15 protein-coding genes are annotated in these 15432 nt (G+C 39.9%); 5 read left to right on the top strand and 10 right to left on the bottom strand.

From position 1 onward, the window contains the following. Nucleotides 1–50: 50 nt before the first annotated feature. The 4 genes from ACYTR8_RS01835 to ACYTR8_RS01850 form a co-directional block, all read right to left on the bottom strand. Entirely contained in the window at nt 51–908 is an 858-nt protein-coding gene (locus ACYTR8_RS01835; RefSeq protein ID WP_479641576.1) for a class C sortase, read from the bottom strand. After that, complete coding sequence (locus ACYTR8_RS01840; RefSeq protein ID WP_479640387.1) at nt 892–1773, bottom strand: class C sortase; 882 nt, start codon at nt 1771–1773, stop codon at nt 892–894. The genes ACYTR8_RS01835 and ACYTR8_RS01840 overlap by 17 nt, the downstream gene beginning before the upstream one ends. A 1-nt stretch (nt 1774) precedes the next feature. After that, nucleotides 1775–2725: an MSCRAMM family protein gene (locus ACYTR8_RS01845; RefSeq protein ID WP_479641577.1), complete on the bottom strand. Its 951-nt coding sequence runs from the start codon at nt 2723–2725 to the stop codon at nt 1775–1777. A gap of 82 nt (nt 2726–2807) precedes the next feature. Beyond that, nucleotides 2808–4523: a SpaH/EbpB family LPXTG-anchored major pilin gene (locus ACYTR8_RS01850; RefSeq protein WP_479641578.1), complete on the bottom strand. Its 1716-nt coding sequence runs from the start codon at nt 4521–4523 to the stop codon at nt 2808–2810. A 400-nt stretch (nt 4524–4923) separates the two neighbouring features. Between ACYTR8_RS01850 and ACYTR8_RS01855 the strand changes: the two genes are divergently transcribed. The 4 genes from ACYTR8_RS01855 to ACYTR8_RS01870 all read left to right on the top strand — a co-directional run bounded on the left by ACYTR8_RS01855 (nt 4924) and on the right by ACYTR8_RS01870 (nt 8739). Next, nucleotides 4924–6144: a YSIRK-targeted surface antigen transcriptional regulator gene (locus tag ACYTR8_RS01855; protein WP_269760218.1), complete on the top strand. Its 1221-nt coding sequence runs from the start codon at nt 4924–4926 to the stop codon at nt 6142–6144. Nucleotides 6145–6241: 97 nt separating this feature from the next. Next, on the top strand, nt 6242–7114 hold the full coding sequence (hslO, locus tag ACYTR8_RS01860) for an Hsp33 family molecular chaperone HslO (RefSeq protein WP_269760219.1): 873 nt from the start codon (nt 6242–6244) through the stop codon (nt 7112–7114). Further along, nucleotides 7101–8078, top strand: coding sequence for a tRNA dihydrouridine synthase DusB (gene dusB, locus ACYTR8_RS01865; RefSeq protein ID WP_479641579.1), 978 nt, complete (start codon nt 7101–7103; stop codon nt 8076–8078). Before hslO ends, dusB begins: the two co-directional genes overlap by 14 nt. Nucleotides 8079–8097: 19 nt before the next feature. Beyond that, the gene (locus ACYTR8_RS01870) at nt 8098–8739 is read left to right on the top strand and encodes a deoxynucleoside kinase (RefSeq protein WP_269760220.1); all 642 of its coding nucleotides are present in this window, start codon (nt 8098–8100) and stop codon (nt 8737–8739) included. 135 nt (nt 8740–8874) lie between these two features. Here the strand turns inward: ACYTR8_RS01870 and ACYTR8_RS01875 are convergent, their stop codons facing one another. From ACYTR8_RS01875 to ACYTR8_RS01895, 5 genes are all read right to left on the bottom strand, one after another. Then, the gene (locus tag ACYTR8_RS01875) at nt 8875–9678 is read right to left on the bottom strand and encodes an ABC transporter ATP-binding protein (protein ID WP_479641580.1); all 804 of its coding nucleotides are present in this window, start codon (nt 9676–9678) and stop codon (nt 8875–8877) included. 8 nt (nt 9679–9686) lie between these two features. Continuing rightward, the gene (locus ACYTR8_RS01880) at nt 9687–10571 is read right to left on the bottom strand and encodes an ABC transporter permease (RefSeq protein WP_111714817.1); all 885 of its coding nucleotides are present in this window, start codon (nt 10569–10571) and stop codon (nt 9687–9689) included. 417 nt (nt 10572–10988) lie between these two features. Next, on the bottom strand, nt 10989–11948 hold the full coding sequence (locus ACYTR8_RS01885) for an ABC transporter substrate binding protein (protein ID WP_479641581.1): 960 nt from the start codon (nt 11946–11948) through the stop codon (nt 10989–10991). Nucleotides 11949–11977: 29 nt separating this feature from the next. Next, complete coding sequence (locus ACYTR8_RS01890) at nt 11978–12940, bottom strand: ABC transporter substrate-binding protein (protein WP_479641582.1); 963 nt, start codon at nt 12938–12940, stop codon at nt 11978–11980. A 509-nt stretch (nt 12941–13449) separates the two neighbouring features. Further along, complete coding sequence (locus ACYTR8_RS01895; RefSeq protein WP_269760223.1) at nt 13450–13845, bottom strand: single-stranded DNA-binding protein; 396 nt, start codon at nt 13843–13845, stop codon at nt 13450–13452. A gap of 78 nt (nt 13846–13923) precedes the next feature. Between ACYTR8_RS01895 and ACYTR8_RS01900 the strand changes: the two genes are divergently transcribed. Beyond that, nucleotides 13924–14652, top strand: a complete 729-nt coding sequence (locus ACYTR8_RS01900; RefSeq protein WP_443597173.1) for a class I SAM-dependent methyltransferase — start codon at nt 13924–13926, stop codon at nt 14650–14652. 140 nt (nt 14653–14792) lie between these two features. Here the strand turns inward: ACYTR8_RS01900 and ytpR are convergent, their stop codons facing one another. Then, entirely contained in the window at nt 14793–15419 is a 627-nt protein-coding gene (gene ytpR / locus ACYTR8_RS01905) for a YtpR family tRNA-binding protein (RefSeq protein WP_111714803.1), read from the bottom strand. Nucleotides 15420–15432: the final 13 nt, after the last annotated feature.

A 15432-nucleotide genomic window follows, 5' to 3' on the forward strand; every position in this document is an offset into this window, starting at 1 on the left:
AAGTTTCAGCCCTCTCTCTTGGCTGCTGTTTATGAACACCTTAATGAATATTACGATGATTTGTTAGTCTTTTGGTAATATTTGGCAACAATCATCACAAGTATAATCAGAACTGCAATGGCCAAGTACACTAGCCAACGATAATACTGATATGGTCTCACAGCTGTTAGGCTTTCTCTTTTGGCTTGTCTAGACGTTAATGGAACCCTCACACCTCTTACCAATAAGCGATGGCTATTAATCATATAAGGTGTACAGGTCAGAAGGGTCACATAATCTTTACCCTCTTCAATGCTCACGGCATCCAATTGGCTAGGTTCAATCACCATGATACGTTCCACTTGATAAGCCAAGGTCCCTTTCAAATTGGTAACGTAAAAATAATCACCTTTTTTGACCTTGTCCAAATCTGTAAACAACCGAGCTGTTGGTAACCCTCTATGAGCCGTCAAGACGGCATGGGTGGTTTTCCCACCAATCGGTAAACTAGTTCCTTCCAAGTGCCCGCTTCCTTTTTCCAAAATAGCAGCCGATGTCCCCGCGTAAATAGGCAAATCAACCCCTATCTTAGGGATAGCAACATGACCAATTTGTTCATTGACTTCAAGCATTCGAGCATATTCACGTAGCCCTGCTTTTTCCTTACTGGTAAAAGGATCACTCAGAGAGGGATGCCGAGAAATCGCATCATTGTAAGCTTTAGCTAAGCTGATTCGTCGCTCAATAGCAGAGCGATCAATAACTGCTGCCTTATGTTCAAATTGATTAATTTGTTGATGAGAGGCAAGGTAATAACTAACCTGACTAACAACTGGAAATAACACCACTAAGATGCCTAAAATAAAGAGAACACTCCTCAACTTATTGGTAGCAATTAGTTGGTATAATTGGTTAACCTTTTGTTTCATCTTGTCTCCGATTTTGTTTCTTTTGTCGCTTCCCATACCATAGTAACCCTAGCACTAAGGTAAGCCCTAAGGCAATGAAGCCATAAGTTGCCAACTGGTGTCGCTGACCAAGCTGTTGATCTTTTTGTTTCAGACTTTCCTTATAAGGAATACGTTTGCCTCTAACAAGGAGACGATGGCTATTAATCATATAGGGTGTACAGGTGAGCAAGGTCACATAATCCTTATCTGGAACAAGGTATAACTCATCTAAGCGATCTGGCGTAATCACTTTGATGCTATCTACTTGATAAGCCAGCTTACCTCCCAAGTGTTCAATGTAAAAGCGATCCCCTCGGCGCATCTTATCCAAATCTGTAAATAATCTAGCAGTTGGCAGACCTCTGTGAGCGGTCAAGACCGCATGAGTAGAAGGTCCTCCAATCGGCAAACTTGTCCCTTCTAGATGACCAACTCCTCGTTGCAGATTGTCCTCTCCCGAACCAGCGTAGATTGGTAAATCCTGATTGATTTTTGGAATCATCACATGACCAATCTGCTCCCTAACTTCTAACATCCTAGCATATTCAGCCCGCCCCGCCTTTTTTTGTTCCTCAGAATAAGGGTCTTTCAGCACAGGTTGAGTCGCCTGAGTACTTGTCCCAGAAAGACTAGCATTATAGGCCTTAGCTAGCTCTAATCGACGCTTAATCTCCGTGCGGTCAATGGTAGTGACTGCTCTTTGAAAAGCGTTAATATTAGCATGAGAAGCTTGGTAATAAATAATCTGACTGACAATCGGGAAAGCCAAGACCAAGAAACCCACTAGAAAAATGAAGCGAGACAACCATATCCGTAGGCTCATCTTTTTTGTCTGCCCTGCCATCTTATTCTTTATCCTCCTTGCGACGGTCCTGATAATAGAAAATCACAAAGGCCACAAACATCAAGACAAGCCCTAGACCTATCAGTGCACGCGCTTGTTCCTCTCCTGTTCTTGGAATCCAGTCTCCAAAACGTTTAGGCGGTTTTACCGGTGGAGGCGTTTCTTTTTGATTGTCAACAGTAATGGTTTTAGTCTGCCCAGCTTCTATTTGCACTGAAATAGGGCTGCTTTTCAGACGATAGCCTTTAACAGTAGCCACTTCTTTAAGGTAATAATTACCAGCAAGTAGTCCAGCCACTTTAAGTTGCCCTTCTTGATTAGTGATTAATGTTGTCTTAGCGTCCAAATCGTAAGAATGAAGCCCATCTTTCATGCGCAAGGGTTTCAATCCATTATCCTCATAAAGTTCAAACCTAACCCCAGCAAGAGGTTTCTTCGATTGCCCATCAACACCGTATTTGATAAGGTGTAACCCACCTGTAGGCCAAATAACCTTAGGATAAACGGTCTTCACGTAGCCCGTATCTCCTGTAAGATCTACCAAAAAGCCTGCTATGCCAGCTTGACGCTGTTGATTCTCCACAGCTACCCCGTAATAAATTCCAACCGGTAGCTGTAAAAAAGCGACACGCCCTTCACTGTCTGTCTTAGCTTCAAAAACAGCTTGAGACTGCTCATTCAAGGAGTTGAGCGCCAGTTTTTCCCAATAAGACATCGGCTGTGCTTCGTGACCAAACTTGAGCTGGTAAAGACGATACGTTATTCCTTCAACCGGCTTCCCAGAACTGGGTGCCAAATCCAATTGAGGATTGGGACGATCCACATCCCGTGATTCTAAATGTACAACCGTCAGTTGGGCCTGTTCTCCCTGAGCCAAAACCTGTCCCTGAAAACCTAGCAACAATCCCAAAACCACCCCAAAAGAACAAAGGTATTTTAATAATTTCTGCATAATGTTCCTTTTTATTAAACGACGAAAAGAGAAATAAGGCTATTTCTCTTTCCTGAGCGTGGTTACTTAGAAGTAGCCTTGTTTAGTTTTCTTCCTTGTGATGTTTCATTCCTCTAGCCGCCACAAACATAATGATAAGGCCTAATACAACAAAAATAGCCGTACCAATACCACCAGTATTTGGAATTTCAGGACGTTTGGTGTTTTCTACTTTTTGGGGCTCCGCATCGGCTGCAGTTGTTCCCGACTGAATCGTTTTAGAATCTTTGTAATAAGATGTTGCATTAACTTCAAATTTGATAGGACCTTCAGGAATCACATAGCCCGCAGGTGCTTTTGTTTCTTTTAAGTAATAAAGTGTTTGCCCTGTTTCCTCAGCATTGCCAACAGTTTCATCTGTACGCTTTTTAGAGTCCCTTGCTCCATAAGAAAGTCCTTTAATTTCAAAGGTCCCGTCTTGCGAGGATTTTAATATAATAGAATCTCCCACTCTTGGAGTATTTTCTTTAAATTTACCTGCATCTATTGCTGCTTTATTAGCTTTAATTAAACTATCTGTCCAAGTGACAGGAGTATTTAATAGCTCATCAAAATAAAGTCCAAACTCAGCACCAGATAAACCATTTCCCTCGGGGTTATTTACATCGACTTTCTTAAAGATACGCCCGCCAGTATGAACCTCTGGAATTTCTTTATCTGGAATTTTTTCTTTTTTAACTTCTTGATCTGGATTACGCTTATATTCAAGTTCGACGTTATTATTAATACGTTTCCCCATAACTGCACTTTCATTAATCATAGTTTTTAATTCAACTGAAAGAAATGCCGAATTGTTACTATTTGTAGTTGCTTTGTATAAACCATCTTCTGTATTAACTAAAATAGGCGGATTGACTTTATCATTAATATAATCTGAAACATTTTTTATACCTGTGGGAGTTAATTCAACAGATACCTTTTTCATAGCATTATCAAAAATAACTTGATAATCTTGTTCTTTCACTAATACTTTATCTCCGAACTTAACCTCACCAATACTGTTTTCGTTAGGAATTAAAAAACTTAATGATGTCTCTAAAGTATCCGTTAACTTGAAAACATTGTAATCTTTAAAGTTAGAGGGAACCATTGCTTTTAAAAACCACTTAATTTCTTCGCCAACAGCATACGAATCATCATCATTTCCTAGTTTTGTAACATCCTTATCAACTTTTGGCTTTTCACCCGTAACATTCTTTGGGTAAATATTAACTTCTGTCAAGTATCCCGTCCCATCTGATTTTGACATCGGAAAACTAATTTCAAATGGTACTGCAACTGAATTAGAGACTGTCTCAGGTTTAGTCGATTCTACAACCCAATAACGACCATTATCTGCTTTTGCTAACTCCCAGGTTGTCAGACCATTATCTGCAGTTGGAGTTAGCACCTTTGTTTCGTTATACTTTTGCTTTAGTTCTTCCAAGGATAATTTTTTTAAGTCATCTTTTGTTGCATTGTCTGTTATTTTAAATGCTGTGAATGTAACTCCAGAAAGACCTCTTGCATTTCTTCCTAAATTTTTAAAATCTACTACATCTCCATTTTCATTCCTTAAACCATTATCTTTAAGGACTTCGTCTGTATAATTATCAGCCTGTAACTTATAGATTTTAACGGTAGTTTTTTCAGGTATAGTCGCTACTGTCTCCGCCCTTACCGTACTACTTGGTATAATCTGAGCAACTGGTGCAACAGTGGCACTTGTCAGCATGGTAAAAGCCATTGCTGAGTATAATGTTTTCCTAGACAATTTCATTTGATTAAATTCTCTCCCTACTTTTTACATCATGATTCTGTAAGCACTAACTATTATTAAGTACAGAACTAATAGACTATAACATAATTTTCATTAAGAATTTGTTGATTTTAAAATCATGCTGAATTTTACTATTTTTAGAACTTTTTTCAGATAATAACTTTATTATTGAAAATAATCCCTCATCCAACATTAAATTTTCTAAAAAAACCACTTAACTTTATTTACTAAATAACTAATGGTATAATCGGTGAGAGAGTGAAATGATGGAGAGAGATTGCGCTATTGCTATATTTCTTTAGTGTGCCCAAAAATCAGTCGTTTTCATCATTGATATTACTTGAAACCTTTATAAGGCTAACGGAACTGTACAATTAATGATGAAAGTGAGTCTATCAAAGTGGTTACATTCAATTTAAAATATGTTCAAACATTGCATAGTTTATCTCAATTGCCGATTTTAGTGATATCTCACGATAAAGCACTCGTTCAGGTATATGCAAATGAAGATTACTTGGTTCCTTACTATCACTTTTTAAAACATTTAACTATCCCTCAAGACGCAGATGATGTTACTTTTTATGATGGTCTTCTTGAAGAGTCCTTTTTTATTTTTCCTGTCTGCCAATACATTATTGCTATTGGGCCTTTCTATCCTTATTCTCTGAACAAAGAGTATCACGAACAGTTAGCAGATCACTTTTTAGAACACTTTTCACATCATACCAAAGAAGAACTGTTAACCTACATGGCACTTGTCCCAGATTTCCCAATTGCTAATATACGCAATCTTTTTGTGGCTATTGACGCCTTTTTTGATACACAATTTGAAGCTCGCTGCCAGCAAATTATTAACCAATTGATACACCATTCAAAACAGATTAGTGCTGACCCTGATATTATTCATTGTCTGAAACATGGCCGTAAAGCATCCTGTACACCTCCTCCTGTTTTAAATCATTTGAATCATGTTATGAAACTCGTTAGGTTAGGCAATCCACAATTGCTCAAACAAGAAGTCAATCGCATACCTCTATCTAGTGTCACATCGTCTTCGGTTCCAGCTCTTAGGGCTGAAAAAAATCTATCGGTTATTTATTTCACTAAGTTACTAGAATTGAGTTTTGAGGAAAACACTGACGTCGCCAAGAATTATACTCTTGTAAAGCATTACATGGCCTTGAATGAAGAAGCCCGTGATTTAATTGAAGTCTTGAGGATTCGTTGTGCAGCTATTATTAGTTTTTCTGAATCTTTAAGCAATAAAAGCATTTCTGATAAGCGTCAAATGTATAGTAGTATTCTCCATTATGTGAATAATCACCTTTATTCGAAATTAAAGGTGTCTGACATCGCCAATCATTTGTACGTGTCAGAATCTCATTTACGCTCTGTTTTCAAAAAATATTCGACTATTTCTTTGCAAAGTCACATTCTTAAAGCAAAAATAGACGAATCAAAAACCCTTCTTTCTAGAGGGGTCCCTGTCGGCGAAGTTGCCAAATTATTGCATTTCTACGACACCACCCATTTTCTGAAGACCTTTAAAAAATATACAGGCATGTCTTCTAAAGAGTTTCTTGCTCAACACTATGACCAGACTGACACTATTTCGCATTAATCTCAGGGGTCCCCTGAGATTTTTTATTAGTTGCCTGCATTGATTTTCAAGTAATCCTGTCAATACAAGCTTTACGCTTTGTGATATAATATAAGTTATGGATAAAATTATTAAATCAATTTCTCAATCAGGTGCTTTTAGGGCCTATGTCCTTGATAGTACTGAAACAGTTAAATTGGCTCAGGAAAAACACAATACCCTGTCATCGTCAACAGTGGCTCTTGGCCGTACCTTGATTGCCAATCAAATATTAGCGGCCAACCAAAAAGGCGATAGCAAGATTACCGTCAAAGTGATTGGTGATTCTTCTTTTGGACACATTATCTCTGTGGCAGATACCAAAGGGCATGTGAAAGGTTACATTCAAAATACAGGTGTTGACATCAAGAAAACGGCCACAGGTGAAGTCCTTGTTGGACCTTTTATGGGAAATGGTCATTTTGTAACCATCATCGACTATGGCACAGGTAATCCCTATACCTCAACAACGCCTCTTATTACTGGGGAAATTGGTGAGGATTTTGCTTATTACTTAACCGAATCAGAGCAAACACCTTCTGCTGTTGGGCTTAACGTGCTTCTCGATGAAAATGATAAGGTCAAAGTTGCTGGTGGTTTTATGTTGCAGGTTCTACCTGGAGCTTCTGAAGAAGAGATTGCTCGCTATGAAAAACGCCTGCAAGAAATGCTGGCCATTTCTCAACTACTAGCTTCTGAAAATCATGTGGATGCTCTGCTGGATGCCATCTATGGAGATGAGCCATACAAGCGTCTTTCTGAAGAACCGCTAAGCTTCCAATGTGACTGTTCTAGAGAACGTTTTGAAGCAGCCCTAATGACCTTGCCCAAAGCAGATTTACAGGCCATGATTGACGAAGATAAGGGTGCTGAAATTGTCTGCCAATTCTGCGGCACCAAGTACCAATTTAATGAAAATGATTTGGAGGCCCTCATCAATGACAAAGCTTAATTCTTCCTTTATGATCGGTGATGTGAAAATCCCCCACCGCACTGTACTTGCCCCTATGGCTGGCGTGACCAATTCTGCCTTTCGTACCATCGCTAAAGAATTTGGTGCTGGTTTAGTGGTTATGGAAATGATTTCCGAAAAAGGGCTTCTTTACAACAATGAGAAGACCCTCCACATGCTCCATATTGATGAGAACGAGCACCCTATGTCCATTCAATTATTTGGTGGTGACGCAGAAGGGCTAAAGCGTGCAGCTGATTTCATTCAAACCAATACCAAGGCCGATATTGTTGATATTAATATGGGCTGCCCTGTTAATAAAGTTGTCAAAAACGAGGCTGGTGCCAAGTGGCTCCGTGACCCTGATAAGATTTACCACATTGTCAAGGAAGTCACGTCTGTTTTAGATATTCCACTGACTGTCAAAATGCGTACAGGTTGGGCTGATAGTTCGCTTGCCGTTGAGAATGCCCTTGCCGCTGAGTCGGCAGGTGTGTCTGCTCTTGCCATGCACGGTCGTACCCGTGAACAAATGTATACAGGAACCTGTGACCATGAAACATTGGCCCGAGTTTCTAAGGCTATCACTAAGATTCCATTTATTGGAAATGGGGATGTCCGTTCCGTCCAAGACGCCAAATTTATGATCGAAGAAATCGGTGTGGATGCCGTGATGATTGGCCGCGCAGCCATGAACAATCCTTACCTTTTCACTCAAATCAATCATTTCTTTGAGACTGGACAAGAATTGCCAGATCTTCCTTTTGCCAAGAAACTCGACATCGCCGAAGACCACCTTAAACGCTTGATTAACCTCAAAGGTGAAACCATTGCTGTTCGAGAATTTCGTGGCTTAGCACCACACTATCTTCGCGGAACAGCTGGTGCTGCAAAGGTTCGTGGTGCTGTTTCACGCGCTGAGACTCTAGCTGAGGTTGAAGCCATCTTCGAAACAGTACGCTAAGAACATTAGAAGGAGACACATGTTGATTGTACTAGCAGGAACAATTGGTGCCGGCAAGAGCTCGCTTGCTGCTGCACTTGGAAATCATTTAGGAACTGAAGTCTTTTACGAGGCCGTTGACAACAACCCTGTACTTGACCTTTATTATCAAGACCCTAAAAAATACGCCTTTTTGCTTCAAATTTTCTTTTTAAATAAACGGTTCAAATCCATCAAAGAAGCTTATCAGGCTGATAATAATATCCTTGATCGCTCTATTTTTGAGGACGAGCTTTTCTTAAAACTCAACTACAAAAATGGCAATGTCACTAAGACAGAACTCGAAATCTACCAAGAATTACTCGCCAACATGCTTGAGGAACTAGAAGGCATGCCCAAGAAACGTCCTGACCTTCTGATTTATATCGATGTGTCTTTTGACAAAATGCTTGAGCGCATTGAAAAACGTGGTCGGAGTTTTGAACAGGTCGGTGACAATCCTGGACTTGAACAATATTATCACCAAGTTCATGGAGAATATCCAGGTTGGTATGAGGACTACAAGGTGTCTCCAAAGATGAAAATTGATGGCAACTCTCTTGATTTTGTTCAGAACCCAGACGACTTAGCAACTGTGTTACAAATGGTTGATGACAAACTCAAAGAGTTGGATCTCTTATAATAGCCCTCTGCTAGGGGTGGAGGCCAGAGACAATCATCCATCCTATCAAAACATAACTAAAACCCTCTGCTAATTCTAAGGTTAGCAGAGGGTTTTTAACTATTAGACAAGACTCCCAACTTTTTCTAGAGCAGATTAACCTAGAACAAGGGCATCATCTGTCAATACTTGGCCACTATTTTGATGGAAGAGTTCCATCAACTGGGCAACTGTTAGGTTTTTCTTTTCGTCTCCTCTCACATCGACTACAATTTTCCCCTGATGGAGCATGACCAGCCGATTGCCATAATCAATAGCATTTTCCATATTGTGAGTAATCATAAGGGTCGTTAGGCCATGGTTCTCGACGATTTTTTGAGTCAATTCCATGACCATCGCACTAGTTTTAGGGTCAAGGGCAGCTGTATGTTCGTCTAAGAGTAAGACTTTTGGCTTTTCCAATGAGGCCATCAAGAGAGTCAAGGCTTGGCGTTGACCACCTGACAAGAATTGGGTATCTACTTTCAGACGGTTCTCTAAATGTAAGCCTAATTCTTTCAAGGCTTCCTTAAACAACTGACGGTCCTTGTCTTTCACTCCCCAACTTAACCCTCGTGATTTGCCTCGACGATGAGCAATAGCCATGTTTTCTTCAATCGTGAGACGTGAAGCTGTTCCCATTTTAGGATCCTGAAAGACTCGACTAATATCATTAGCACGTTTTGAAGCTGATAATTTCTTGATGGATTGACCATCTAGTAAAATATCGCCTTGGTCAATAGGGAGCGTTCCTGCTAGAGTATTCATGAGAGTAGATTTACCAGCCCCATTGCCTCCAATGATGGAAATAAAATCCCCTTCTGCTACATCTAGAGATAGCCCTCTTAAAACATGATTTTCATTAATGGTTCCTGCTTCAAAGGTTTTGTGAATAGCTTGAATGGATAATCTCGTTGACATAACTTCTCCTATCCTAATTTGGGTTTACGAATGTTCAATTTCTTTTGCAATTCTGGGACAAATAGCACGGTTGCTAGCAAAATAGCTGAGAAGAGTTTTACCAGATCAGCATCCATGCCTGGAATAGCTAGAATAGCCAAGATAATCAAACGGTAAACGATTGATCCTAAAACAATGGAAGCTAAGCGCCAACCAATGCTCAAATTGCGAATCATGACTTCGGCAATGATAATAGACGCAAGGCCGATAACAATGGTTCCTACCCCTGCATTCAAGTCGGCGTAGCCATTATTTTGACAAAGAAGAGCACCACACAAAGCAATTAAACCATTAGACACCATATAGCCAAGCATTTTCATATGATCTGTTTTAATGCCATTTGATTCACTCATAGGAATATTATCCCCTGTGGAGCGCAGCGCCAAACCAATTTGGGTTTTCATCAAAAGGGTTAAGAGAACAATCACCACTACTGCAAAGAGAGCACCAATAATCATCACCGCCGCAATCTTAGTAAATCCCATATCGTAGAGTTGCGTTACCAGGGTTTTTTGTCGAAGAAGGGCCACATTGGCCTTGCCTAAAACCTTGAGATTTATGGAATAAAGTCCTGTCAAAGTGACAATCCCTGTTAATAGAGCTGGGATTTTTAATTTGGTATGGATAAGTCCTGACACCAATCCTGCTAATAGGCCACCTCCAAAAGCGAGCATGGTTGCTAACAGAGGGTTTAAACCTGAGACGATACCTGTCGCACAAATAGCTGCGCCCAGAGGATAAGAACCCTCAGCCGTCAAATCCGCAATATCCAAAATACGGAAAGTGAGGTAAACACCAATGGCCATGATAGACCAGAGTAAGCCTTGAGACAAGCTTGACAAAACGAGTGACATGTTTTCTTATATTTATATTAGTGGGTAGCTCCCGCTAGTATAAACCCTTTCTTTAATTATTTTTTAGATTTGTTTTATACTTAATTCAGCGCTGTGGATTAGTACCATGTTTTAATCGCTTTGACGATTTAAAGGAGACTCTAACCACAGCTCTTTGTTTTATTGGTAATGAGAATGATAACGCTTTGAACAGGTTACACTAAACTAGACAGAATTTATAAAGTGTTCTACACTAAAGAAAATAGGAGAAAAACTATGTCTAGTTTAGTGTAACCTGTTCAAGTGCATCCTCCAGACGATTGAGTAACTTGCATTCAAGTTTATCTCAGTGGGGGTGTTTTTTATTTTGTAAAATTTTCTCTTGACTTTTTATATAGAATGTCTCCTTTATGAATTTATCTAATAGTAATAGCCTTCTTAGTCGGCTGTTAATTGTGACACATCAATCTTGAGGGCTTTAGCCATCTCTTGATTAATGTGCAATTCAACTGTTTTAGGGTATTCAACGGCGAGATTAGCTGGCTTTTGCCCTTTTAAAATTTTGACTGCCATTTTCCCAACTTGTTTTCCAAGGCTCTCGTAGTTAGTACCGTAGGTTAGCAAGCCTCCAGCATCTACCATATCTGTTGACCCACCGACAATGGGAACTTGATTGGCAATAGACAGTTCTCCCAACATGGTCATGGTTGAGGCAACCGTATTATCTGTTGGAACAAAAATAGCATCTACATCTTTCATCAAGCTGTTAGCCGCATCTTGCACATCATTGGAACTAGAAATGCCTTTTTTGACAACCTGATATCCCGCCTTTGTCATGAGTTTTTCAGCTTCATTCACCTGAACTTCTGAATTGCGTTCGCTAGTGGTGTATAGTATTCCAATTCTTTTAGCCTTGGGAAGGGCCTGACCAAGCAAGTTAATTTGCTTGTCTATTGGTGCCTGGTCGCTTGTTCCTGTTATCAAGCTTCCAGGTTTTTTAATACTGTCCACTAAATCAGCTGATAGAGGATCTGTTACTGCCGTAAAAACAACTGGTGTTTCTGTTGATACAGTTGCCAAAGACTGGGCGGCTGGGGTTGCGATAGCCAAAATCAAATCATTTTTAGAAATCAATTGTTCTGAAATGGTCTGTAGGTTGGACTGGTCACCTTGAGCATTTTGGTAATCTAACGTCAGGTTTTTACCTTTTTTATAGCCCTCAGCCTCTAGCTCCGCCTCAAATCCCTTACGGGCTGCAGACAAGGAATCATGCTCCATATACTGCAAAATACCAACGTGAACATCCTTCTGGTTAGTCACTGGGTCTTTAGTAGACCGACAAGCAGCTAACGTTAACGTTGCAAGTGCCACCATTACGAGATAATAAACTTTTTTCATCCTCTTCTCCTATCTGTTTAAAACTGATTCTATTTCCCAAGTGCTTTGATGGCTTGGGAATCCATCCCCAATGCTTTTGCCATGTCGTCATTAACGGCAATTTTAGCCTTTTCAGGTTTCGCTACCTTAATAGTTGCTGGACTTTTCCCTTTTAGAATAGCTACCGCTTCTTTGCCGGCTTGCTTCCCAATAGCTTTGTAGTCTACTCCTGATGTAAACAGAACAGCTGACAAGTAAGCATCGTCGCTTCCCATAGAAGGCACCTTGGCTTCTTTCAGAATATTACCGATAGTGCTGGCTGTAGAAGCTACAGTATTGTCTGTCGGTAGGTAAACGGCATCTACTTGATTAGCTAAGCTCGTCATGACTTGTTGCACATCATTGGTTGTGGTAACAGTCTTAACAAGAACCTTGAGGCCCTTTTTCTCCAGAGCTTTCTTAGCTGCTTTAGCCTGTACTTCAGAATTCACCTCGCTTGAATTGTAAAAAATACCAACGGTTTTAGCTTGTGGCAAAGCCTTTGTCAATAAATCAATCTGCCCAGCTACATCTGTGGCATCAATTGATCCTGTCATATTCCCACCTGGTTTAGCCAAAGAATCCACTAAGCCTGCTGAAACAGGATCCGTTACTGCCGTGAAAACAGCTGGCGTCTCTTGATCGCCATTTAACAAAGCCTGAGCAGCTGGTGTCGCAATAGCAAAATTCATGTCATTTTTACCAGCTAACTGTTCTACCATGGTTTGGAGGTTTGCTTGATCCCCTTGAGCATTTCGAGTTGTCACTGTCAGCGTTTTGCCTTCCTTGAAACCTCCTTCTGCCAAGGCTTCAATAAATCCTTCACGCGCAGCATCTAAAGCAGAGTGTTCTGCATATTGAATAATGCCCACCTTAGCTGATTGATGTGCCTGCCCTGCTTCCTTGCGACAAGCAGCCAGTGATAAAGTTGCTAAGCCTATAAAGGCAATGAGTGATGCTTTTTTAAATCCCATGTTATTTCCTCTTTCTTTATTGCATAAAAATAAGACCATTTAGAATTACCTAAATGGTCTTATACACGTGCAATGGTATAACAAAATACGCGCTGTATGGTGTCCACTTAGATATATCATCTATGCGGACAAACAACTCAAATAGCCATAGCCTCATAGATACAAACGTAACGTTTACCGTGTTTGTATCCATGTTTCCCATGTCTACAAACACTATCTAAAGAAGCTATAGTAATAACGCTTAGTCATCGTGTGAGTTGTGCTATTTGATACCATACCAGCACCTCCTGTTTTCTTTCGTCTTAATTGTTTAACATTCTAACCCTTTTTTTAAACACTGTCAAGACTTTTTAACTGATTTTTTGTTATTTATGGAATTTTCGGTTTCTTGGTAATATTCTAACAATTGATAAAAAGAGCCCACTCATAAAGATTTTTAGAGCATTCAACTCGTAAAAAAGAGACTTTTTCAAATAATATTACACCTCTAAAGGATTAGCTACACCTGCTTAAAAAGGCAACTCCTCCTCTTCTAGAACCAAATCTACCAAGTCATTGGCGACATTATTTTCTCGCATCGCACGCTGAGCACGACTTTCTAATAACTGAAAAGACTGGCATAGCACTTCTGTCACATAATGCACTTGCCCATCTTTATCATATTTACGGGTTCTAAGTTCACCGTCAATAGACATCAAACTACCTTTGCTAGCATAAGAAACCAAGGTTTCTGCTAACTTTCCCCAAACAACAACAGAGATAAAATCTGTTTCTCGCTCTCCTGAAGCATTTTTAAATCTTCGATTAACAGCTAAAGAGAGACGTGCTACATGTTTATCCGTAGCGGTTTTTACCAATTCTGGTTTGGCCACCAAACGACCTATTGCTATCACTTTATTATACATATCAACCTCCTTACCTTATTATTCGTAAAAACTATGGTAAAATAAATGGCATCTTAAACTAAAGGAAAAGAACTGCTAATGACCGCTAATCTCGAAACTTATAAAGACATGTTACAACAACCGTGGGGTCGGTTAATGTACGATGTTATTTTTGCTCAACTAGGCCATCATCAGAATCAGCACGTATTGGACTTTGGAGCAGGTTTTTGCCTGATTGCCGAACATCTAGCTGCCAACAATCAGGTCATCGCTATTGAACCAAATCCTGATTTACTTTTTGCCCATACCCAAGACACTATTACTAAAATAAACGGTTCTCTTGAAAGTCTTCACCACTATGCTGATAACACCTTCGATCTGATTATTTGCCATAATGTCTTAGAATATATTAGCCCACAAGACCATCCTGTTTACCTAAAGGAATTTGAACGCATCTTAAAACAAGGTGGAACATTGTCCCTGGTTAAGCACAATCACGTTGGAAAGGTTCTTCATTCTGTTATCTTTGAAAATGACTGTCAAAAAGCCTTGCAGTTGCTAAAGGGAGATGCTTTTGAAAGCCTATCTTTTTCTGCTGGACAAACTTTTAGCATTGAGGACCTCTTGTCAAAAACACAATTAGCCTTGCAGCATTACTACGGCATCAGAACCGTCTACGGGTTGCAACCAAATGCTTTTAAAACGACTGAAGAATGGCGAGAAAACTTGCTTGATATGGAATTGGCTATTTGTGACCTAAGACCCTATAAAGACATTGCTTTTTTACAACACTTAATCCTAAAAAAGAGCAAAACTAGCTTTAACTAAAAAAGTCTAAGAAAATCCAATCTTACTCATTAATCATTAAAGACTAATGTTAAGACTGGTTTTCCTAGACTTATTTTTGTGTTTCTAAAACTAATCATTGATGACAACGACTTTCTGTCATTATCGCTCAACTGATTCATTTAACCTTTCCAATGTTTAGCTGGGGCAAAAGCTTCCCCTACTACAGCTGACTCATCAAGTTCAATAATACCACGTTTTTGTGGTGCATTTGGCAAGGCCAACTCACGAGGAGAGCACATCATGCCATAACTTTCTTCGCCGCGCAGTTTCCCTGGGAAAATCAAACTCCCACTTGGCATCATAGCACCTGGTAAGGCAACAATCGTTTTTAAACCAAGCGCAGCATTTGGTGCGCCCGCTACGATTTGAACTGTTTGATTCTCACCAATAGCCACTTGGCAAATATTCAAATGGTCGCTATCTGGATGAGCCACCATCTCCACGATTTGACCAACGACAAAAACAGGTCCCGCAGTCGGTTCAAGCCTTTCTGAAAATCCTTCTTTAGCCAATTCATCATTTAAAGTAGCCACATCTTCATCAGTCAAAAAGACTTGTCCATTGCCCTCAATAGCAATAAGGCTTGATGCTTCAAAGATATTCCAAGCAAGGGTTTTGCCGCTTTCTTCTGCAAAAACACGAGCGACTTTTCCTCTACGTTCCACTTGACGTTTCATAGGTGTTGTCTCTTGTAAGATTACCATCAACACGTCGCCAACTTGCTCTTTATTGTATGCAAAAATCATGTCATTCTTCCTT

The organism is Streptococcus sp. F2 (assembly GCF_056500955.1).

Bases quoted from the DNA above. Each gene is read 5' to 3' on its own strand.
- ACYTR8_RS01835 (WP_479641576.1), bottom strand. From the start codon at position 908: ATGAAACAAAAGGTTAACCAATTATACCAACTAATTGCTACCAATAAG.
- ACYTR8_RS01840 (WP_479640387.1), bottom strand. From the start codon at position 1,773: ATGGCAGGGCAGACAAAAAAGATGAGCCTACGGATATGGTTGTCTCGC.
- ACYTR8_RS01845 (WP_479641577.1), bottom strand. From the start codon at position 2,725: ATGCAGAAATTATTAAAATACCTTTGTTCTTTTGGGGTGGTTTTGGGA.
- ACYTR8_RS01850 (WP_479641578.1), bottom strand. From the start codon at position 4,523: ATGAAATTGTCTAGGAAAACATTATACTCAGCAATGGCTTTTACCATG.
- hslO (WP_269760219.1), top strand. From the start codon at position 6,242: ATGGATAAAATTATTAAATCAATTTCTCAATCAGGTGCTTTTAGGGCC.
- dusB (WP_479641579.1), top strand. From the start codon at position 7,101: ATGACAAAGCTTAATTCTTCCTTTATGATCGGTGATGTGAAAATCCCC.
- ACYTR8_RS01870 (WP_269760220.1), top strand. From the start codon at position 8,098: ATGTTGATTGTACTAGCAGGAACAATTGGTGCCGGCAAGAGCTCGCTT.
- ACYTR8_RS01875 (WP_479641580.1), bottom strand. From the start codon at position 9,678: ATGTCAACGAGATTATCCATTCAAGCTATTCACAAAACCTTTGAAGCA.
- ACYTR8_RS01880 (WP_111714817.1), bottom strand. From the start codon at position 10,571: ATGTCACTCGTTTTGTCAAGCTTGTCTCAAGGCTTACTCTGGTCTATC.
- ACYTR8_RS01885 (WP_479641581.1), bottom strand. From the start codon at position 11,948: ATGAAAAAAGTTTATTATCTCGTAATGGTGGCACTTGCAACGTTAACG.
- ACYTR8_RS01890 (WP_479641582.1), bottom strand. From the start codon at position 12,940: ATGGGATTTAAAAAAGCATCACTCATTGCCTTTATAGGCTTAGCAACT.
- ACYTR8_RS01895 (WP_269760223.1), bottom strand. From the start codon at position 13,845: ATGTATAATAAAGTGATAGCAATAGGTCGTTTGGTGGCCAAACCAGAA.
- ACYTR8_RS01900 (WP_443597173.1), top strand. From the start codon at position 13,924: ATGACCGCTAATCTCGAAACTTATAAAGACATGTTACAACAACCGTGG.
- ytpR (WP_111714803.1), bottom strand. From the start codon at position 15,419: ATGATTTTTGCATACAATAAAGAGCAAGTTGGCGACGTGTTGATGGTA.